General features: G+C 71.2%; 19 protein-coding genes. 15 read left to right on the forward strand and 4 right to left on the reverse strand.

Annotated features, from left to right (window positions below; genetic code table 11):
• Window positions 1–160 precede the first annotated feature (160 nt).
• Both IPM43_08905 and IPM43_08910 read left to right on the forward strand, forming a co-directional pair.
• Window positions 161–1,090 carry an SAM-dependent chlorinase/fluorinase gene (locus IPM43_08905; protein ID QQS23577.1) on the forward strand — a complete coding sequence of 310 codons (930 nt, stop codon included), beginning with the start codon at window positions 161–163 and terminating at the stop codon, window positions 1,088–1,090.
• Window positions 1,091–1,293: 203 nt separating this feature from the next.
• Window positions 1,294–2,787, forward strand: a complete 1,494-nt coding sequence (locus IPM43_08910; protein ID QQS23578.1) for an AMP-binding protein — start codon at window positions 1,294–1,296, stop codon at window positions 2,785–2,787.
• Here the strand turns inward: IPM43_08910 and IPM43_08915 are convergent.
• The gene (locus IPM43_08915) at window positions 2,703–3,503 is read right to left on the reverse strand and encodes a hypothetical protein (protein QQS23579.1); all 801 of its coding nucleotides are present in this window, start codon (window positions 3,501–3,503) and stop codon (window positions 2,703–2,705) included. The genes IPM43_08910 and IPM43_08915 overlap by 85 nt on opposite strands.
• A gap of 77 nt (window positions 3,504–3,580) precedes the next feature.
• Between IPM43_08915 and IPM43_08920 the strand changes: the two genes are divergently transcribed.
• The 5 genes from IPM43_08920 to IPM43_08940 are packed head-to-tail and all read left to right on the forward strand — an operon-like array spanning window position 3,581 to window position 9,606.
• The gene (locus IPM43_08920; protein ID QQS23580.1) at window positions 3,581–4,270 is read left to right on the forward strand and encodes a redox-sensing transcriptional repressor Rex; all 690 of its coding nucleotides are present in this window, start codon (window positions 3,581–3,583) and stop codon (window positions 4,268–4,270) included.
• Between the two features lie 9 nt (window positions 4,271–4,279).
• A complete protein-coding gene (locus tag IPM43_08925; GenBank protein QQS23581.1) occupies window positions 4,280–5,542 on the forward strand; it encodes a glutamyl-tRNA reductase in 1,263 nt (420 codons plus the stop codon).
• Window positions 5,543–5,548: 6 nt separating this feature from the next.
• Entirely contained in the window at window positions 5,549–6,412 is an 864-nt protein-coding gene (gene hemC, locus IPM43_08930) for a hydroxymethylbilane synthase (GenBank protein ID QQS23582.1), read from the forward strand.
• Window positions 6,409–7,140, forward strand: a complete 732-nt coding sequence (locus IPM43_08935) for a uroporphyrinogen-III synthase (GenBank protein ID QQS23583.1) — start codon at window positions 6,409–6,411, stop codon at window positions 7,138–7,140. Before hemC ends, IPM43_08935 begins: the two co-directional genes overlap by 4 nt.
• 33 nt (window positions 7,141–7,173) lie before the next feature.
• A complete protein-coding gene (locus IPM43_08940) occupies window positions 7,174–9,606 on the forward strand; it encodes a choice-of-anchor D domain-containing protein (protein QQS23584.1) in 2,433 nt (810 codons plus the stop codon).
• 31 nt (window positions 9,607–9,637) lie between these two features.
• Here the strand turns inward: IPM43_08940 and IPM43_08945 are convergent, their stop codons facing one another.
• Complete coding sequence (locus IPM43_08945; GenBank protein ID QQS23585.1) at window positions 9,638–10,861, reverse strand: hypothetical protein; 1,224 nt, start codon at window positions 10,859–10,861, stop codon at window positions 9,638–9,640.
• Window positions 10,862–10,936: 75 nt separating this feature from the next.
• Here IPM43_08945 and hemB point away from each other — a divergent pair, with 75 nt between their 5' ends.
• The 3 genes from hemB to IPM43_08960 all read left to right on the forward strand — a co-directional run bounded on the left by hemB (window position 10,937) and on the right by IPM43_08960 (window position 13,878).
• The gene (gene hemB, locus IPM43_08950; protein ID QQS23586.1) at window positions 10,937–11,929 is read left to right on the forward strand and encodes a porphobilinogen synthase; all 993 of its coding nucleotides are present in this window, start codon (window positions 10,937–10,939) and stop codon (window positions 11,927–11,929) included.
• A gap of 101 nt (window positions 11,930–12,030) precedes the next feature.
• Window positions 12,031–13,278: a glutamate-1-semialdehyde 2,1-aminomutase gene (locus tag IPM43_08955; protein QQS26402.1), complete on the forward strand. Its 1,248-nt coding sequence runs from the start codon at window positions 12,031–12,033 to the stop codon at window positions 13,276–13,278.
• A 3-nt stretch (window positions 13,279–13,281) separates the two neighbouring features.
• Window positions 13,282–13,878 carry a hypothetical protein gene (locus IPM43_08960; GenBank protein QQS23587.1) on the forward strand — a complete coding sequence of 199 codons (597 nt, stop codon included), beginning with the start codon at window positions 13,282–13,284 and terminating at the stop codon, window positions 13,876–13,878.
• Here IPM43_08960 and IPM43_08965 read toward each other — a convergent pair.
• Both IPM43_08965 and IPM43_08970 read right to left on the reverse strand, forming a co-directional pair.
• On the reverse strand, window positions 13,875–15,128 hold the full coding sequence (locus IPM43_08965) for a geranylgeranyl reductase family protein (GenBank protein ID QQS26403.1): 1,254 nt from the start codon (window positions 15,126–15,128) through the stop codon (window positions 13,875–13,877). The two genes, IPM43_08960 and IPM43_08965, sit on opposite strands and share 4 nt — an antisense overlap.
• Window positions 15,129–15,132: 4 nt before the next feature.
• The gene (locus IPM43_08970; GenBank protein QQS23588.1) at window positions 15,133–15,960 is read right to left on the reverse strand and encodes a hypothetical protein; all 828 of its coding nucleotides are present in this window, start codon (window positions 15,958–15,960) and stop codon (window positions 15,133–15,135) included.
• 252 nt (window positions 15,961–16,212) lie between these two features.
• On the opposite strand from IPM43_08970, the gene IPM43_08975 reads away from it, so the two are divergent.
• From IPM43_08975 to IPM43_08995, 5 genes are read left to right on the forward strand one after another with little or no spacing between them, the layout of a single operon-like run.
• Window positions 16,213–16,695 carry a hypothetical protein gene (locus IPM43_08975; protein ID QQS23589.1) on the forward strand — a complete coding sequence of 161 codons (483 nt, stop codon included), beginning with the start codon at window positions 16,213–16,215 and terminating at the stop codon, window positions 16,693–16,695.
• Window positions 16,696–16,699: 4 nt separating this feature from the next.
• On the forward strand, window positions 16,700–17,113 hold the full coding sequence (locus tag IPM43_08980; protein ID QQS23590.1) for a 4Fe-4S dicluster domain-containing protein: 414 nt from the start codon (window positions 16,700–16,702) through the stop codon (window positions 17,111–17,113).
• Window positions 17,114–17,127: 14 nt separating this feature from the next.
• Window positions 17,128–17,913 carry a cytochrome b N-terminal domain-containing protein gene (locus IPM43_08985; protein QQS23591.1) on the forward strand — a complete coding sequence of 262 codons (786 nt, stop codon included), beginning with the start codon at window positions 17,128–17,130 and terminating at the stop codon, window positions 17,911–17,913.
• 25 nt (window positions 17,914–17,938) lie between these two features.
• The gene (locus IPM43_08990) at window positions 17,939–18,742 is read left to right on the forward strand and encodes a menaquinol-cytochrome c reductase cytochrome b subunit (GenBank protein QQS23592.1); all 804 of its coding nucleotides are present in this window, start codon (window positions 17,939–17,941) and stop codon (window positions 18,740–18,742) included.
• A 13-nt stretch (window positions 18,743–18,755) separates the two neighbouring features.
• A complete protein-coding gene (locus tag IPM43_08995) occupies window positions 18,756–19,610 on the forward strand; it encodes a Rieske 2Fe-2S domain-containing protein (GenBank protein QQS23593.1) in 855 nt (284 codons plus the stop codon).
• Window positions 19,611–19,613: the final 3 nt, after the last annotated feature.

Genomic DNA, 19,613 nt, shown 5'->3' on the forward strand with positions numbered 1-19,613 from the left:
AGCGTCTAAAGTCGGCGCTGGTCGAGCGACCGCCGGTCGAGCGACTCGACCGGGAGACGCGCCCACATGGGCTGCGCCGACGGAAGCCGGTGCCATCGGGGGGTTGGCACCGGCTTCTGTCGCGTCTGCGCCCGTTGTCCAGGTCCTAGCCTGCCATGGCGTGCGCTACGACACGGTGACCTTGCTCTCCGATCTGGGCACCGACGACGAGGCGGCGGGAGTGGTCCGCGCGGTGCTGCAGGATCTCGCCCCGGGTGTGCGCGTGATCGACCTCACCCACGGTGTGGCACCGTTCGACGTGCGTGCCGGCGCCCTCGCGCTCGCCCGGGCGATCCCGTACGTGCCGGCCGGCGTCGTGATCGCGGCCGTCGACCCGGGTGCCGGCTCGTCGAGGATGGTCGCGGTCGAGGTGGCGGGCGGGCGCGGCGTTCTGCTCGGCCCGGACAACGGCCTGCTTGCGCCCGCCGTGGCCGTCGTCGGTGGCGGCGAGCGGGCCGTGGTGCTCGACGACCAGTCGTTCCACCTCAGCGGTCCGGGCGGTGGGCCCACCACGTTCGCGATGCGTGACGTGCTCGCACCCGTCGCCGCCGAGCTCTGCAACGGCGCCGCACTCGACACCCTGGGGACCACCGTCGACCCCGCCGACCTGCTGCCCGGCGTGGTGCCGCTGCCCCACGAGGAACCGGGCGCCGAGGGCCGAGTGCTCGTCGGCGAGGTGCTGTCCGTCGACCGGTTCGGGAACTGCGAGCTGAACATCTCCCCCGACGACGTGCGTGACGCGTTCGGCACACTGGTCGGGGATCGGCTCCAGATCTCCTTCGCCGGCAACGTCCGCAGCGTGCTCGTGGTCGCGGGCTACGACGCCATCGCCGCCGGGTCGCTCGCGCTGGTCGCGGACGCGGCCGGGATGCTCGCCGTGGCCGCCTCCCGCGGCTCGGCCGCTGCAGAAGGGCCGCTCGGCATCGGTGACCAGGTGGTGGTCGGTCCGGCTCGTGACGATGCCACCGGGGCGACGACGACCGCCGTGCACCTTCGCCAGGGCCGCTCCGCGCCGGTATCGTCTCCGGCGTGCGCCCCGCGATCTCCTTGACGCTCGCCCTGCTGATGATCGCGATCCTCGCCGCCGGCATCATCTCGCTGTTGCGTCTCTGACCGCCTACCGACGACCGGCTAATGACGATCCACTACTGACGATCCACTACTGACGATCACGCCCGTCGGCGTACTACCATCTGGCACCCAGGTGGTCACTCGACGACGAGAGGCCCCTCGGGTGGTTCTAGGGGGCGACTGATGAACCTGGCGGAGATCATCGAGGGGCACGATGCCCAGCGCGTGGCCCTGATCAGCCGCCGCCAGCCGACCACGTACGGAGAGCTGCGCGACCAGGTCGCGTCGCTGCGCGGTGGGCTCCTCGCGCTCGGCATCGAGGCCGGTGACCGCGTGGCGCTGCTGTGCGGCAACGCGCGCTGGTTCGTCGATGCGTACCTCGCCACGATCGGCATCGGGGCAGTGGCGGTGCCGCTCAACCCGTCCAGCCCCGCACCTGAGCTCGAGGGTGAGATCGCCGTTGTCGGCGCGGTGGCGGTGGTCGTCGAACCTTCGGCCCAGCCTGCCTGGGACGATGTCGATCGCGCCCGCGTGCCCACGGTCCGCTTCGTGATCGCCGCCGATTCGTCGCAGTCGATGAGCGCCGACACCTCCCTCGACGTGCTCGCCGGCCACGAGCCGATGCCTCTCGTCGACGTCGACCCGGACCACCTCGGCGTGCTGATCTTCACGAGCGGCACCGCGGGGTCGCCGAGGGCGGCGATGCTCAGCCACGGCAACCTGCGCTCGAACATCGACCAGTCGCTCAGCTCGCCGGGGCGGCTGAACGCCGACGACATCGTCTACGGGTTGCTGCCCGTGTACCACATCATGGGCTTGAACGTGGTCCTCAACGCCACGCTTGCCGCGGGGGGCACCGTGGTGCTCGTCCAGCGTTTCGACCCTTCGACGATGGTCGAGTCGATCCGCGAGCGCGGCATCACCGTGGTCCCCGGCGCACCTCCGATGTGGACCGCTCTCGCGCAACTCGAAGGCGTCGGCCGCGACGATCTGGCCTCCGTGCGCCTGGCGCTGACCGGCGCCGCCAGGATGCCCGAGGACGCGATGCGTGACCTGCGCGATCGCCTGGGGGTGACCCTGCGCGAGGGCTATGGGCTGACCGAGGCGTCGCCCGTCGTCACCTCGTCGGTCGGGGTCTCCCATCGCTTCGGCTCGGTCGGGCGAGTGCTCCACGGCATCGAGATCCGCCTCGTCGACGAGTCCGGTGCCGACGCGCTCGAGGGTGACGCCGGCGAGGTGTGGGTGCGGGGGCCGAACGTGTTCCTCGGCTACTGGAACGACCCCGAGGCGACGGCCAAGGTGCTCACCCCTGACGGCTGGCTGCGCACCGGCGACGTGGCCGTCACCGACAGCGACGGCTACGTGTACCTGGTCGACAGGATCAAAGACCTGATCATCGTGTCCGGCTTCAACGTGTTCCCCGCCGAGGTGGAGCACGTGCTGCGCAGTCATCCGGCGGTGGCCGAGGCCGCGGTGGTCGGCGTCGCCCACCCGCACACGGGCGAAGCAGTGAAGGCCTACGTCGTGGCCCGACCGGGCACCGAGGTCGACGAGGACACCCTCGTCGACTACTGCCACGAGCACCTGGCTCGCTACAAGTGCCCTTCCAAGGTGCTGCCGGTCGACGTGCTGCCGCGCAGCGTCGCGGGCAAGCTGTTGCGCAGAGAGCTCGTCTGAGCCGTCGGCGTCCGACTCGACGCCACGAGGAAACCGGCGAAGAGCAACACGACGCCGACGAGGAGGGTGACGGCGAACGCGCGGGTCTCGCCCAACCGGCCCGCCAAGCTGCCGCTCGCGGACAGCACGATCGTGCCGGCGGCGATCGCGACGTTGCCGAGCGCCAGTCGGCGAGGCGCGCCGACCTGACGTGACGCCGCTCCCTTCAGTGCGGGAGATCGACCGCGCAGCACCCTCGCCGCCGACCACACCGCCCCCGCGATGATCACGACCGCCGCGGCGCCCGAGCCGACCGCGGCGAACAACCGCGGTGCGGGCCCGAACACCTCACTGCCCTTCGGCAGCGCGTCGGGGGATACCGCGGCCCGCAGCGGGGCGACGAGCACCACACCCGCGGCGGCTCCGGAGAGGCCGATCAGCCAGGTGCGGACGCGGTCACCGGTGTGCACCCCGGCGAGCAGGTAGACGGTGCCGAGAGCGAGCCAAGGCACGTTCAGCACCGCGCCGGCCAGGTAGAAGACGCGAAAGCTGGCTGCGCTCCAGCCCCGCGCCGCCCCCCACCACAGCGCCCCGGCGCCGAGCGCGAAGAGGGCGAGCGAGACCGTCCAGGCCAGCTCGTGCGCGCGACCGCCCCTCAGCCAGCGGTCAAGGGTGCTCAACCCGAACGCCACCGCGACGAGGGTGGCCGCGGCAGCGAGGGCGGCGTCCGTCGTCACGGTCGCCGAGGCTAGAGGGACGGCCGCCGGAGGTGACTTCGTGAATCCATGCACGAGCGCGTAGCGTGGTACCCGCCATGCCGGAGCGCTCTCGACGCCGCATCCCCGAGGCCACGGTCGCCCGCCTGCCGGAATACCTGCGCATCCTCGGCGATCTCGCCGGCGACGACGTGGAGCACGTGTCGTCGGAACGTCTGGCCGAGCTCGCCGGCGTCAACGCCGCCAAGGTGCGCAAGGACCTGAGCTACCTCGGCAGCTACGGCACCCGTGGCGTCGGCTACGAGGTGGCTTACCTCGTCTACCAGGTGCGCCGCGAGCTCGGGCTGACCCATGACTGGCCCGTCGTGATCGTCGGTGCCGGCCATCTCGGCCAGGCGCTCGCGGGCTACGACGGGTTCACGCAGCGGGGGTTCCCCGTGGTCGGCATCGTCGACGTCGATCCGGCCAAGGTGGGCCTCGTCGTCGGCAGCGTGCGCGTGCGCCATCTGCAGGAGCTCGCCGAGGTCGTCCAGGGTCACAAGGTGTCGATCGGTGTCGTCGCCACGCCCCCGGGCGACGCCCAGGGCGCGGCCGACCGTCTCGTCACCGCCGGAGTGACCAGCATCCTGAACTTCGCCCCGGTCGTGCTCTCCGTGCCGCTCGGCGTCGACGTGCGCAAGGTCGACCTCGCCGTCGAGCTGCAGATCCTCAGCTACTACGAACAGCGCCGCAGCGACGGCCTCGGCGCAGTGGGTGCGGCTGGCCGGTCGCGGAGCGCGAGCGCGTAGGGTGGCACCGTGAGCATCGTCGTCATCGGCGTGAACCATCGCACCGGGCCGCTCTCGCTGCTCGAGCGGGTGTCCCTCGCCGACCAATCACTGCCCAAGGCGATCCACTCGCTCATCTCCCGACCAGACGTGCGCGAGGCCGTGGTGCTCTCCACGTGCAACCGCACCGAGGTGTACGCGGTCACCGAGCGCTTCCACGCGGCCTTCGGCGACATCCGCGACTTCTTCTGCGAGCTCGGCGGGCTCACCCCCGACCAGCTCGCCGCGCACCTCTACAGCCAGCACGATGACGCCGCGGTCAGCCACCTGTTCGAGGTCGCCGCCGGACTCGACTCGGCCGTGCTCGGCGAGACCGAGATCCTCGGCCAGGTGCGCACCGCCTGGGAACGGGCACAGCACGAGGGAGGCGCGCGCAGCACCCTCAACCTGCTCTTCCGCCATGCGCTCGAGACCGGCAAGCGGGCGCGCACCGAGACCGACATCAGCCGCCACACGACGAGCGTCAGCCATGCCGCGGTGGAGATGGCGCAAGAGCGCCTCGGCACCCTCGACGGCCGCAACGTGCTCGTCGTCGGCGCCGGAGAGATGGGTGAGGGGATCGCGGTGGCGCTCGCCTCTTCGGGCGCGGCCAAGGTCACCGTCACCAACCGCACCATCGACAGAGCGCGCTCGCTGGCGCGCCGGGTGGAGGGCGACGTCGTGCCGCTGTCCGCGCTCGACGCGGCCCTCGCCGAGGCCGACATGGTGCTCACCTGCACCGGGTCGGGGACGACCTTGATCGACCACGAAGCCGTCGAACGGGCTCTGCTCGGTCGTCGCGAGCGGCCGTTGCTGATCGTCGACATCGCCGTGCCGCGCGACGTCGACGGCTCGGTGGCCGCCCTCGACGGGGTGACCCTGCTCGACCTCGACAACCTGCGCGACTGGGCGGCGCGTGGGCGCGACCAGCGTGCCGGTGAGGCCGCGGCCGTGCGCGAGATCGTCGCCGAAGAGCTCGAGCGGTTCCTCACCGAGGCCACCGCTCGTCAGGCGGCGCCGCTGGTCGCCCAGATGCACGAACGGGCCGACGCGGTCCGCCGGGCCGAGATCGACCGCTTCGCCCGCCGGCTCGAGCACCTCGACCCGGCGCAGGCCGCGGCCGTCGAGGCCCTGACGAAGGGCATCGTCGCCAAGCTGTTGCACGATGCCTCGGTGCGGTTGAAGGACGACGCGGGGACACCGCGCGGCGAGCGCAACGCCGCGGCGCTGCGCGACCTGTTCGACCTGCTCTGAGCCACAGTGCGCACGCTGCGGATCGCGACGCGAGGCAGCAACCAGGCCCGCACCCAGGCCGAGCACGTGGCGCGCCAGCTTCGCCGGAGCGGGGTGGCCACCGAGCTCGTGTTCGTCACCACCACCGGCGACGTGCGCACGGATGTCCCTTTGCACTCGATCGGCGGGCAAGGGGTGTTCGTGAAAGAAGTCCAGCTCGCGGTGCTCGACGGACGCGCCGATGTCGCCGTGCACAGTGCTAAGGACCTGCCGTCGACGCCGGCGCAAGGTTTGGAGCTGGCCGCGTTCTGCGCGAGGCGCGACCCGCGTGACGCCCTGGTCGGTCGCGCGCTCGACGACCTCGACCACGGGGCCACGGTGGCGACGGGTTCGGTGCGTCGCCGCGCCCAGCTCGCGCTCACCCGGCCCGACCTGAGCTTCGTGGAGCTGCGCGGCAACATCGCCACCAGGCTGTCGAGCGTCCCCGACGGCGGCTCGATACTGATCGCAGTCGCGGCGCTCGAGATCCTCGGGATGACGGACCGGCTGGCCCAGGTGCTGGCGGTGGACGAGATGGTGCCCGCCGTCGGCCAGGGTTGCGTCGCGGTGGAGTGCCGTACGGACGACTTCGACACCGCCGAGCTCGTCGCCCGCGTCGACGACCCGGTGGCGCGCCGTGAGGTCGAACTGGAGCGGGCCTACCTCGCCGAGCTCGGCTCGGGCTGCACGCTGCCCGTCGGAGCCCATGTCGCCGGCGAGCGCTGGTGGCGGTTCCTGGCCGGTCCGCAGGGCTGGACCAGGCGCGCCGAGGCCCTGCCGGGCGGGCTCGACGCGGTGCGCCTCGCCGCCCGCGCCGATCAGCAGGCCGTCGGGAACGGCCCCGCGGGGTGAGCGACGAACCGCTGCGCGGTGCCCGGGTGGTCGTCACCCGCGCCGCCGCCCAGGCGACTGCGCTGGTCGAGCGGCTGGAGCAAGCTGGTGCCGACGTCCTCACGCTGGCCCTGATCGAGATCGTCGAGCCGGCCGACGGCGGCGCCGCGCTGAGCGCAGCTCTGGCAGACGTGTCGCGCTACGACTGGGTCGTCGTCACCTCGCCCAACGGCGCCACGCGCGTGTCCGGCGCGCTCGCCGGGGCGCCTCCTGGGCGACCTCGGGTGGCCGCCGTCGGTGCTGCCACCGCAGCCGCCCTCGGCAGGCCGGTCGATCTCGTGCCGGCGCGTCAGATCGCGGAGGGCCTGCTCGACGCGATGCCCGCCGGCCCAGGTCGGGTTCTGCTCGCCCAGGCGGAAGGCGCCCGCGCGGTGCTCGCCGACGGGCTGCGCGACCGCGGCTACACGGTCGATGCGGTGGCCGCGTACCGCACTCGCCCGGTCGATCCCGGCGCGGCGGCTGCCGGACGGGCGCTCGCGGCAGACGCCGTGTTGTTCATGTCGGGATCCGCGGCGCGGGCATGGGCGAGGTCGCTCGGCACGGCGACGCCGCCTGTGGTCGTGGCGCTCGGCCCGGCGACTGCGGCCGTTGCCACTGAGGTCGGCCTCAAGGTGAGCGCCGTCGCGGCCGATCACTCCGTCGCGGGACTCGTGGCGGCACTTCTCGGCGCGTTGCGATCTGCCCGGTAGGGTCGGGTTGGGCAAATCAGGGATCTCTCACGGATGACGGGTCATACAGGGCACGCGTGTTCCACCAGCCGGCTCCTGAGAGGAGCCCTGATCGTCGCGGTCGGCATCGGGGCCGTGGCCGTCGCCACCGTCGAGGCCCAGCTCCCCGCATCGGCGGCCCGCACCGCGATCACCGGGATCACCGTCGACTCCGCTCGCGGCGCGACGGCCTCCACCGCCATCGGGGGCGATGAGCCGTCCGTCTCGGGCGACGGTCGGTCCGTCGTGTTCAGCAGTGCACCGGCTGGGTCCGACGCCGCCAGCACCGTCTATCTGAGAGACCGAGCGGCGAGCGCCCTGCGTGAGCTCACCGTGGCGTCCGAGGGGATCCGCCCGGGCGAGAGCCGCGCGCCGACGATCAGCTCCGACGGCTGCACGGTGACCGTCGTCACCGAGATGGCGTTCGACCTGTTCCGCGACGACGACACCGGCCAGCGTTGGGACGTCTACCAGATCGAGCTCGTCGCCTGCGGAGGCCGCGAGGAGTGGCAGCTCGTCTCCACCTCGCTCACCGGAGACGCCCTGAACCGCGTCGACCCGGCGGCGGGCGTGTCCGTGTCGTCGAACGGCACCGTCGTCGCGTTCAGCGCGGCGGCCGATCCCTACGACCCGTCGCCGTGGCCCACCGCAATATCGGTGGTCGACCTCACCGTGCCTTCCGGAGATCTCGGTCGCATCCGCCAGGTGCCGGGGTTGCCGACCGAGCGGCCGACCGCTGGGTCGCGCTACCTCGGCCAGGGCGAACCCGCCGTTTCCGGCAACGGGCGCTTCGTCGCGTTCACCTCCGACGCCACGGCGGCCGAGCCGGCGCCGGCGTGGGCCGAGTCGGTCGGTGGTCGGGCACCGGCCACCCAGGTCTTCGTCTGGGACCGCGTCCTCGACGCGACCTCGATCGTCTCGGCGCTGCCCGGCGCCTCGCCGACGGGCACCGCCGGGCAGCCCTCGGTCTCCGACGACGGCAGCGTGATCGCGTTCGCCAGCACGTCGACCCTGCTCGTCGCCGCCCGCTACCCGGCGTGCTCCCAGCAGGCCTGCCGCGCCACCCAGGTGTTCGCCGCGATCTACGAGATCGACGCAGACGGCGCGGCCTCACCCGACGGGTTCCAGCTCGTCTCCGCCGCGCCGGCAGAATCGAGCGACGCGCCGCTGGTCGCCGGAGATGCGGCTTCCGGCCAACCGGCGGTCACCGGGCTCAGCACGGGGGTGGCCTTCGTCACTCGGGCCCGCAACCTGGTGTCCACGTCGACGACGTTCTCCAGTGACGCCTCCACCGGTGACCTGTTGTTCGCCGACCTCCAGACACGTGCCGTGCGTCGCCTGAGCGTGCGCCCGGACGGCGCGAGCCCCGCTGTCGGTGCCCACTCCGCGCCTGTCGTCTCGGAGAACGGCCGGGTGGTCACCTTCGAGTCGGCGAGCCCGACCGAGCTGGCGCCGGGCGCACCGGCGGGCTCCACCTCCGAGGTGCTGTCGGCGTCCTTGCCCGTCGAGCTCTCCATGCCGTCGCTCGACATCGGCTCGGTGCCCGTCAACTGGCCCTCCACCGAGTGGTACGTGTCGGTCGCGAACCGCGGCCTCACCCCGTTCGTACCCGCCACTGTCGTGTCGTCAAGCCCGGCGTTCATGATCACGGGCGGTACCTGTGCTCCGAACACCGTCGTCGCCCCCGGCGAGTCGTGCTCGGTGAACGTCGTCTTCTACCCCCGCACACCCGGGCCGGCGTCGGCCAGCATCACGGTCGCGGAGCAGGGCTTCGGATCCGCGGCGATCACCACCTCGGTCGTCGCGTCCGGCGGCGAGCCGATGCTGTCGGCGGACCCCGCCGGCGCCGACCTCGGCACCCTAGACGTCGGGTCGGCGTCGAGCCCGACGAAGGTGACGGTCACCAACAGCGGTTTCTTCGACACGATCGTCGCCACCGTGGCCCTGTCGGGGTTGAACCCCGGTGACTTCCGGCTCGTGTCGGACACCTGCACCGCGCGTGCGCTTCCTCTCGGCGCGGCATGCGAGATCGATGTGCTGTTCAGCCCGACTGCGGCCGGGCCCCGTACGGCACTCGTCACGGTGACGACCCTCGAGGGCAGCCGCACCAGCGCGATCGTCGCCGGCGAAGGTCACCTGACGGGCATGATGATGGCCGAGCCCGTGGCCCGTGTCGGGCAGGCCTTCGACGTCGTCGGCGCCGGGTTCGCCCCCGACAGCACGGTCGTTCTCTCCTTCGCGGACGGCTCCGGGCGAGGCCTCGTCGTGGCCACCGACTCCGTCGGCGCGTTCGTCGCGCAGATCAGGTTGCCGGTGAACGAACGCGTCGGCGCACGCGTGCTCGTGGCCTCGGACCCGACCGGTGACGTGACACCGGCGACGGCCCCGGTGCTGGTGCTGCCGCGCGGCGCCGTGTCGCCGGCGCTGCCTCTCTACCCCGGCCGCTGAGGTAACGCCTCGCGGGCCAGGCCGCGGCGGCTCACGGGGTGGCTAGTCGGCCCGCGAACGACGCGCTCGGCGTGCACGCCGCGAGCGTCGGATTGCCCACCGCCGAACAAGTCACGGTGAGCACCACCGAGTCGCCCGGAGCGGCTGCGATCGGGGTGATGAACTGCTTCACGTCGTCACCGAGCACGTTGATCAGGTTCCACGCCAGCAGCACCTCGCCGTTGCGGCTGAGCGTCACCGCGCCCTGGTCTCCCTCGGGGTTCTGGAGCACGATGTCGGTGATCTCCAACTGGTTGCCGGCGGGCACCACGTACTCCTGCGTCGCGGTCTCTCCCAGCGCGGTCGTCGGCGCCAGGCGGAACGACACGGGGGCGCCCGTCTCGGGGGGGCTGGTCGGCGGCGCGGACCCGTCGTCGGGAAGGCTGACGATCGTCTCGTCCGGCCCGGGTGTGGGGAGCGTCACGTCGACGATCTCGTCGATGCGGTCGTCGACGGCGCGCTCGGCGGCGTCTTCCATCGCGGGGCGGACGAGCCCGAACCAGGCGGCGGCGAGTGCGCCGAGCGCGAGCGCCGCGCCGAGCAGTCGCGCACCGAGTTGCGGCGTCAGCAGCGGCGTCTGCAGCAACGTCGCCGGTGCCATGGCGCTCGGCTTGCCCTCCTGGGTGGCCTCGACCCTGAACGGCAGCGTCGCGGTGCCGCCTCGCCACCGTCGCCGCCGGGTTCGCACGCGCACCTGGGCCGAGGAGTTCATGCCCGGCTCGATCCCGACCGACGGCGGCTCGAAGCGCCCGCTGACGCGCCGGCTCTCGTCGTCGAGATGCAGGCGGCAGGTGGCCTGCTCGTTGCCCAGGTTCTCGACGACCACGTCGAACACCGCCGCCCGTCTGGAGCGGAGCACCGGTTGCAGCACGCTGAGGCGCCGCTCGTGGAACGCGAGCACGCGCACCGCAGCTTCGACCGTGGCCGTCTCGTCCGGAGTGGAGTACGGCACGACCCGGACGGTGAGTCCGGTGACGCCGGCGGTGACGTTCGCGGAACGCGGCGGGCGAAGCGTGATCCGCAGCCCCTGCTCTTCGCCCGCGAATAGCACGACGTTCGGTGGATCGATCAACGTCCAGCCCGAGCACAACCCGAGGGGCACGACGACGAACGACTCGGTCGTGTCACCGAGGTTGCGCACGGTGAGCACGAGGTGCTCCTCGCCGCCGGGTGCGACCACGATCTCGTTGGCCGACAGCTCCGCGTAGACCGGCATCAGAGGGCAACGCTAGCGGCGGGCACGGCCGGACCGTGGTCACTGCGACCACCCCTCGACCGTAGGATCGTGACGATGGTCGCTCCCTTCCCCACGGCCCGCCCGCGCCGATTGCGCACCACTGCTGCGCTGCGCGAGCTGGTCGCCGAGACTCGGGTGAGCGTCGACGACCTCGTCGCCCCCCTGTTCGTGCGCGAAGACCTCGACGAAGCGCGCCCGATCTCAGCCCTGCCAGGCGTCGTGCAGCACACGCGCGCGAGCCTGCGCCGCGAGGTGGCAGAGCTGGCCGGGCTCGGGGTGCGGGCGGTGATCTTGTTCGGAGTTCCGAAGTCGAAGGACGACGTCGGGTCCGGTGCCTTCGACCCGGACGGGATCGTGCAGTTGGCGCTGGCAGACCTGCGGGGCGATCTCGGCGACGACATGGTGCTGATCGCCGACCTGTGCGTCGACGAGTACACGAGCCACGGTCATTGCGGCGTGCTCGACGCCCGCGGCTCGGTCGACAACGACGCCACGCTCGACGTGTACTGCCGAGCGGCGCTCGCCCAGGCAGATGCGGGGGCCCACGTGGTCGCGCCGTCGGGGATGATGGACGGCCAGGTCGGGGCCATACGGGCCGCGCTGGACGGCGCTTCGCACGCCGACGTCGCGATCCTCGCCTACTCCGCGAAGTACGCGTCGGGTCTGTACGGGCCGTTCCGCGACGCGGTCGAGGTCGAGATCACCGGCGGTGGCGACCGTAAGGGCTACCAGCAGGACTGGCGCAACGCCCGCGAGGCCGTGCTCGAGGTGTTGGCCGACGTGGAACAGGGAGCGGACATGGTGATGGTGAAGCCTGCGCTCGCCTATCTCGACGTGATCCGCGCCGTGCGCGAACGCGTCGACGTACCTGTCGCCGCGTACCACGTGAGCGGGGAGTACTCGATGGTCAAGGCGGCGGCGGCGAACGGCTGGATCGACCACGACGCCGTCGCCTTGGAGCACCTCACGGCGATCAAGCGTGCCGGCGCCGACATCGTGCTCACCTACTTCGCCCGCTGGTTCGCCGAGCGTGAGGCTCGGCTGTGACGTCGCCGCAGGGCCTGATCCCCTACTGCGATCCGCGCTGTCCCGACGCGGGCTGCGATCCCGTGCTCTGCCAGGGGGCCGGGGTCCGGTCGAACACGGAGATGTTCGAACGATCGCGGCGGGCGATCCCCGGCGGGGTGAACTCGTCGATCCGGGCGTTTCGAGCCGTCGGCGGCACGCCGTACGTCGTCGCCCGCGGTGAGGGGCCCTACGTCGTCGACGTCGAGGGCCGCCGCTACGTCGACCTGGTGCAGAGCTACGGCGCGGTCATCCTCGGCCACGCCCATCCGGCGGTCACCGCCGCCGTGCGGGCCGCCGCCGGCGACGGGACCTCCTTCGGCGCGCCGACACCGCGAGAGATGAAGCTCGCCGAGGCGATCACCGAGCGGGTGCCGTCGTGTGAGCGCGTGCGTCTCATGAACTCCGGCACCGAGGCGACATCGACCGCGGTGCGCCTGGCCCGCGGAGCCACCGGCCGCTCCCGCATCGTCACCTTCCACGGCAACTTCCACGGTGCCACCGACGCCCTTCTCGCGGCCGGCGGCAGCGGCGTGGCGACGCTCGGCCTGCCGGGGACGGCCGGTGTGCCGCAAGAAGCTGTGGCGAACACCGTCGTCGCCCCCTACAACCAGGTTCCGGTGCTCGACGACCAGGTGGCCGCGGTGATCGTCGAGCCGGTTGCCGCGAACATGGGCGTGGTGGCGCCGGTGGCGGGCTTCCTCGAAGGCCTGCGGGCCGAGTGCGACCGCGTCGGCGCCCTGCTGGTGTTCGACGAGGTGATCACCGGCTTTCGCCTCGGCCCGGGGGGCGCGCAGGCGAAGTACGACGTCCGTCCCGACCTCACCTGCTTCGCGAAGGTGATCGGCGGCGGGCTGCCGATCGGAGCGGTCGGCGGGCGTGCCGACGTGATGGAGCAGCTGTCGCCGCTCGGGCCGGTGTTCCACGCCGGGACCCTTGCGGGCAACCCGCTCGCCACCGCCGCCGGTCTCGCCGTGCTCGGCGAGCTCACCGGCGACGTGTACATCGAGCTAGCGGCCAGGGCGCGCCACCTCGCGGCGTTGTTGCGCGACGCCTGCGCGGCCGGCGGCATCGACGCTCAGTTCCCCGTGGTCGGGACGCTCGTCGGCATCCATCTGTCTCCCGAGCTCCCCGTCGACTTCGCTGGGGCCAAGCGCACCGACGAGGCGATGTTCGCGCGCCTGTTCCACGCGCTGTTGGCCGAGGCGGTGGCGATCGCCCCCGGAGCGTACGAGGCGTTGTTCGTCGGCCTCGGTCACGACGACGCCGTCCTGGCCGACATCGCCGAACGAGCCCACCGCGCCGCGCTCGTCGCGACCGCAACCTCGTGACGGATGCGCCAGTTCTTCACCGTCCGGTTCTGGGCAGCACTCGGCGCGCTCGCCGGGCTCGCTCTCGCACTCTTCGCCCTCGTCAGACCGAGCGAGCAGCTCGTCGTCGACGATTCTCCACCTACGCGGCGGATGGACGTGATCGCGCTGGCCGCGGGAGTGATCCCCGACGAAGGCTTCGCGATCGATGGCGGTCGCGTGCAGGGCACGGCGACCGTCGTCCTGCTCGGTGGACGCGAGCTGCGCCTGGTCGACGGCGTGCCGGGAGAGACGACGTGTGAGGCGATCGCCGAGCTCGGCGGCTGCGTGTTCGCGGCCGACCTGCTCGGCGACGCGGTGGTGTGGTTCAGCCTGCTTCCCGCCTCCGCCGCCTCGGGGGCCGAATACCCACTGCCCCCGATCGTCGAACTGCTCGACGGTGTCACCTGGGCTCGCCTCGACAACGGGTGGGAGGTACCGCTGCTCGCGGTCGTCTCCCGCCGCTGCGACGAGGAGACGACATCGCTCGGCGACTTCGTCGAGCGCTTCGGCAGGGATCACGTGACGGTCTTCGACCTCGACGAGGGCGAGGTCTCCGCCGTGCGCTGCGGGGTGGCCTAGTCGCGTGGAGCGAGGCGAGCGATCGCCGCCGCAGTGCGGTACGCCATCTCGGCCGGGCCGCGCTCGCCGGGGCGCATCAGGTTGGCCATGATCCGCACCATCCACTCGGTCAGTGGGCGGCTGTGCATCGCGACGCGTGACAGCTCACGCATCGCGATCGGCCTGCCGATGATGCGCGTGAACAGCCGGGCGACGGCGAAGTACTGGCCGTACTCGGCGTCGAGCATCGCCGGATAGCGCTGCAGCACGGAGGGATCGTTCGTGGTCAGCGCCTCGTGGAGCACCTCGGCGGCCATGCGCCCGGTCTCCAGGGCGTAGTCGATGCCGTCGCCGTTGAACGGGTTGACGCTGCCGGCGGCGTCACCGGCGACGAGATACGTGGGCCCGGCCTTCGGGTCGACGGAACCGCCCATCGGCACCCTCCCCGACACCGCGCGCTCGATCGGGCGATCGGGGTCGATCTGCCACCGATCGGCGATCGAACGGGCGAACGCGTCGAGCAGATGGGTGGTGTTGACGCTCTTCCAGTCGCGGAAGGTGGACAGCAGGCCGACGCCGACGTTCACCGTGCCGTCGCCGACGGGGAACACCCAGCCGTAGCCGGGGACGGAGGTGCCGTTGCGGTCGACGAGGTCGAGCACGGACTCGATGCGGGTCTCGTCGCTGCGCGGCGTCTCCCAGTAGGCCCGGATCGCGGTGCCGTACGGCCACTCCCTGGCGCGGAACGTCCCGAGCTCGCGCCCGAACCGGCTGTTCGCGCCGTCGGCGACGAGCACGTATCGGGCCCGCAGCTCCAGCGGATCGTCGTGGCCGTCGGCCTGTACCACCGCGCCTCGGACGAACCCGCGATCGAGCAGGGGAGCGGTGGCCTCGTGGCGGTGCAACAGCGCCGCCCCTTCTCCAACGGCGCTCGCGGCGACGAGCGAGTCGAGTGTGCTCCGGCGCACGACGTACGAGTGCGAGGGGTGCACCGGGTGGCTCGGCCAGGGGATCTCGATCGCGCGGTCGTGCGCGACGAGCCTCAGGCCGACGCAGCGGTGGAACTGAGCGAGTGCGCCCGACAAGCCCATCGCCTCGAGCTGGGTCACGGCACGCGGAGTCAGCGCGTCGCCGCACGTCTTCTCCCGCGGGAACGAGCACTTCTCGACGATCACCACGTCGTGGCCGTGGCCGGCGAGCCAGTGACCCGCGGCGGCCCCTGCCGGGCCGGCCCCGACGATCAGGACGTCGTGTTCGTGGCTTCGCGCCAGCTCACTACTCGCCGACGGGCTCCCCGGCGGGAGTGCCGGGGCGAGGCTCGGTGCCGAGGCCTTCGATGGAGTCGAACGTGAGCGAGCCGTCGTTCAGGCCGGCGAAGACCTCGGACTCCGGCGAGCACCATTCCTCGAACTCGCTCGCGAAGTCGCCACCCGAATCGGCGCCCGCGAGGTCGTAGCGGATGTGGCAGACCACGCCGAGGATCTCGGCCTCGGTCAGCGCACCACCGAAGTTGGCCCCCTGTGACGGCATCGGGGCGCCGTTGAACGAGCGCGGCACACGTGCTCCGCCCTCACGCTCGGGATCGCCGTACGTCGTCATCCCGGCGGCCTCGTAACCCTCAGTGCCGGCGTACACGAAGTTGAGCTGGTCCTCGATGTGGGGGAACGTCAACAGCACCTCGCCGTTGACGAACGGCCGCCCTGCACCGCCTTGGCCGTCGGCGCCGTGGCAGCTCGAACACGAGCCGTAGGTCTCGACGCCGATCGCGATCGGGCCGGCGGGTTCGGCTTCCTGTGGTGTCAGGCCGCGGACGTACATGAAGAGGAAGACGGGCAGGAGGGCGAGGGTTCCCATCGCCCAGTACGGGATGCGCGGGCGCGCCTTCGCGGCGGCGATGTGCGCAGGATCGGGCTTCGGCGGCGCTGGTGCCGGGGGTGCGGTGGGCGCCGGTACTGCCGGAGCCGCAGAGGTGGTGACCGCCGGGGCCGAAGCGGACGCCGCGGGTGCCGACGAGCCGGCGTCTCCGCCTTCGTCCGGGGCGCCACCCGTCGCCGAACGCCGCTCTCGCGAGCGCTTCAGGAGATGCTCGGGGATCTCGGTCACGAACGCGTCCTTTCCAGGCCTTCGCGCGGTCGAACCGACAGGCCCGACACGAGCGCCACCTTAGAGCGGAGAGCGGTTGGCGTCCCAACGCCGCCTGGTCACGTGCACGAACGCACAACCGGAATGCTCTCGCGGGCCGCGCATGATAGACCCGATGCACACCGTGTCTGCCAACGGACTGGTTGGGCCGCGAAGCGACACAGGCGACTACAGTTCGTGAGCAGTTTCACGAGGAAAGGCCCTCCGGCGACGATGCTGGCAATCGACATCCTCAAGTGGCCAGGGATGAACCAGGCGTTCCTGTTCTCCCTCCTGCTCGCCCTCCTCCTCACCTCGCTCGCGATCCCGTACGGGCGAAGGCGCCGCCCAGGCGCGCCGATCACCTGGGGTGAGGCGATGGCGGGAGCCGTCTACGCGTTCTTCGTGATGTTCCTCGCGTACGGGGTGGTCCCCCACCAGTGGCTGACCCATGTGCAGAACGAGCTCGGTTGGCAGAGCGACAAGATGCTCTTCGGCCCCGGAGACATCTTCAAGTCGCAGGCCAAGGGCGGCAACTTCCCGTTCGACATCAGCTACCTGCAGGTGGGCGACGTGCTCGTCACCGTCATCTACGGGTTCTTCCTCGGCCTGCAGATCTGGATCTGGAGCTGGTGGCAAAAGCGTGGGGCGGCGGCTGCGGCCCCGGCCGCGATCGAGCAGTCCACGTACGGTCGTCCCCTCGTGAGGAAGGCCTGAGCTCATGGCTCGCACCGACGCGAACCCGCCGATGATGCCGTACACCGACGACTACCAGCTCGTCGAGGTCGATGCCGACTACCTCTCGAAGGCCGTCAAGCCGAAGCAGTTCATCCACATCGACCAGTCCGAGTGCATCATGTGCGAAGGCTGCGTCGACATCTGCCCGTGGAAGTGCATCCACATGGTGCGCCCCGACGCGGTCGCCGAGTCGACGGGCACCGAGCAGCCCGGCCTCGACCCGAGCGACCATGTGATCTTCATCATCGACGACGACATCTGCACCCGCTGCGCGCTGTGCGTCGATCGCTGCCCGACCGGTGTCATCATCCTCGGCAAGGCGGGGACCCCGAGCGTGACCGGCGACGCGCACGTGCGCACCAACAACCACGGCTACGGCTACGGCATGAGGCTCTAGGAGACGACTGTTAAATGGCCAAGATCCTCGACGACCAGCCTCGCCCGACGGCGAAGGACCGCCTGAACAAGGTGGTCGACCAGGTGCAGGGAAGCCAGGCCTGGAACTCGATCTTCCGTCCGGGCTCGATCTTCCGCAAGGGCTACACCGACAGCCCCCGCAACCGCTCCTACGTCATCATGAACTCGGTGCTCTACCACCTGCACCCGGTGAAGGTGAAGCGCCACGCGGTGAAGGTCAGCTACACGCTGTGCCTCGGCGGGTTGAGCTTCTTCTTGTTCATCCTGCTCACCGTCACCGGCATCTTCTTGATGTTCTTCTACCGCCCCGACGCCACGGCGGCCTGGAACGACATCAAGAACCTGCAGACCTCGGTGGCGTTCGGGCTGCTCGTGCGCAACATGCACCGCTGGGGCGCCCACCTCATGGTGCTGTCGGTGTTCTTGCACATGGCGCGGGTCTTCTACCACGGCGCCTACAAGCCACCTCGTGAGTTCAACTGGGTGATCGGCGTCGTGCTGCTCACCCTCACCTTGCTGCTGTCGTTCACCGGCTACCTGCTGCCGTGGGACCAGCTCGCGATGTGGGCCGTGGCCGTCGGCACGAACATGATGGGGTACACGCCCGTGTTCGGCACCCAGGTGCGCTTCGTGCTGCTCGGTGGCGTCGAGATCGGGCCCGAGACGCTGCTGCGGTGGTATGTGCTCCACGTCTTGATGCTGCCGTTCGTGATCGTGATCTTCATGGCCATCCACTTCTGGCGAGTCCGCAAGGACGGCGGCATCTCCGGGCCGCTCTGACGGTGAGCGAGAGGACGCAGACGACATGACCGAGATCCCCGAACACCTCTTGAAGCGAGCCCAGGCGGCGCGGGAGAAGGCCGCGGCCGAGGCCACCGCAGGCGAGGGCGCCCCGGCGGCCGACGTCTCGGCGGCAGGCGCCGACGCACCCGCGGCCGACCCGCGCATCCCTGCACACCTGCTGGAGCGCAGCCGTGCCGCGCGCGACAAGGCCGAGGGCGGCGCCGAGGCGCCGGCTGGCGGTGGTGGCGTCGCGGTGGCCGAGCGGGTCGGCTCGGCCGTGGCCTCCGCACCCGCTGCAGCCGGGGGGTTGCCCGTCGGCGCCGGCCCGGGCGGACACACCCAGCGGCTGCTGACGGTCGTCAAGTCGGGCTCGATCCAGGACGTGAAGGCGACCCCGGTCGACAAGGTGCACACCTGGCCCCATCTGCTGGCGATCGAGTTCGTCGCCGCGCTCGCCTGCACCGCGTTCACGTTCGTGTTCTCGGTGTTCGTCAACGCCCCGCTGCTGCAGCTCGCGAACCCCAACCAGACGCCGAACCCCTCGAAGGCGCCGTGGTACTTCCTCGGCCTGCAGGAACTGCTCACGATGTTCCACCCGATGGTCGCCGGTGTGACCATCCCGGGCATCGCCCTCTTCGCGCTGATCCTCGCGCCGTACATCGACAAGAACCCGTCCAACAAGCCCGAGGACCGCAAGTTCGCCACCTCCCTCATGACCGTGCACCTCATGTTCTGGTCCGTGCTCGTCATGATCGGCTCCTTCTTCAGGGGCCCGGGCTTCAACTTCACCTTCCCTTGGCGGGACGGGCTGTTCTTCGAGCTGTGAGGACTGATCCGACGTGAGCACTGCTGCCACCATCGCCATCGCCATCGCCGCCGTAGTCGTACTCGGCGCGATCGTGCTCGTCACCGCCGCGCGGCGCAGCGACGTGCGCGGTGCCGGCGCGCTCTCCCGCGAGACGCTCCGCCGAGACCGCGCGAGTGACGTCTCGCTGCCCGAACCCCCTTCGGGGACCGAGGTCGAGGCCGCGGCCGCGGCTGCACGGTCTGGAGAGCTGGAGAAGGCCGAGCCGAGCGCGCTGATGCCCTTCGTGCGCCCCGACGAGGACGCCGTCGGCGTCACCCGTCGGCAGTTCTTCAACCGGGCGCAGGTGACGCTCATGACCGCCGGGCTCGGCGCCTTCGGACTAGCGGTGATCGCGTTCTTGTGGCCACGTGCCGGCGGCGGCTTCGGCGGCAAGTTCAACGTCGGCAAGCTCGACGAGCTGCTCGTGCAGATCCGCCAGGAAGGCGGCTTCGTCTACAAGCCCGAGGCGCGCACCTGGTTGACGGCCTACCCCGCAGGCGCCTTGCCCAAGGCGAAGGCGGTCTACTCCGGGCCGGTGCTGACCGGCATGGAGGCAGGGATCAACGCGTTGTACCAGAAGTGCCCGCACCTCGGTTGCCGGGTGCCGGAGTGCATGACGTCGCAGTGGTTCGAGTGCCCCTGCCACGGCTCGTCGTACAACCGCGTCGGCGAGAAGAAGGCCGGCCCGGCGCCGCGTGGCATGGATCGCTTCGGCGTGTCCATCTCCAACGGCAACGTGATCGTCGACACCGGTCTCGTCGTCAACGGCCCGCCGATCGGCACCAACACCACCGGCCAAGAGGCCGAGGGTCCGCACTGCATCACCGGTGGAGAGGGTGGTCACTGAGCC

Source organism: Actinomycetota bacterium, assembly GCA_016700055.1.
In the GTDB taxonomy this organism is placed as follows: domain Bacteria; phylum Actinomycetota; class Acidimicrobiia; order Acidimicrobiales; family Ilumatobacteraceae; genus Kalu-18.

Coding starts and splice junctions, on each gene's coding strand:
- IPM43_08910 (QQS23578.1), top strand. CDS start 1,294: ATGAACCTGGCGGAGATCATCGAGGGGCACGATGCCCAGCGCGTGGCC.
- IPM43_08920 (QQS23580.1), top strand. CDS start 3,581: ATGCCGGAGCGCTCTCGACGCCGCATCCCCGAGGCCACGGTCGCCCGC.
- IPM43_08940 (QQS23584.1), top strand. CDS start 7,174: ATGACGGGTCATACAGGGCACGCGTGTTCCACCAGCCGGCTCCTGAGA.
- IPM43_08945 (QQS23585.1), bottom strand. CDS start 10,861: ATGCCGGTCTACGCGGAGCTGTCGGCCAACGAGATCGTGGTCGCACCC.
- hemB (QQS23586.1), top strand. CDS start 10,937: ATGGTCGCTCCCTTCCCCACGGCCCGCCCGCGCCGATTGCGCACCACT.
- IPM43_08955 (QQS26402.1), top strand. CDS start 12,031: ATGTTCGAACGATCGCGGCGGGCGATCCCCGGCGGGGTGAACTCGTCG.
- IPM43_08960 (QQS23587.1), top strand. CDS start 13,282: ATGCGCCAGTTCTTCACCGTCCGGTTCTGGGCAGCACTCGGCGCGCTC.
- IPM43_08975 (QQS23589.1), top strand. CDS start 16,213: ATGCTGGCAATCGACATCCTCAAGTGGCCAGGGATGAACCAGGCGTTC.
- IPM43_08980 (QQS23590.1), top strand. CDS start 16,700: ATGGCTCGCACCGACGCGAACCCGCCGATGATGCCGTACACCGACGAC.
- IPM43_08985 (QQS23591.1), top strand. CDS start 17,128: ATGGCCAAGATCCTCGACGACCAGCCTCGCCCGACGGCGAAGGACCGC.
- IPM43_08990 (QQS23592.1), top strand. CDS start 17,939: ATGACCGAGATCCCCGAACACCTCTTGAAGCGAGCCCAGGCGGCGCGG.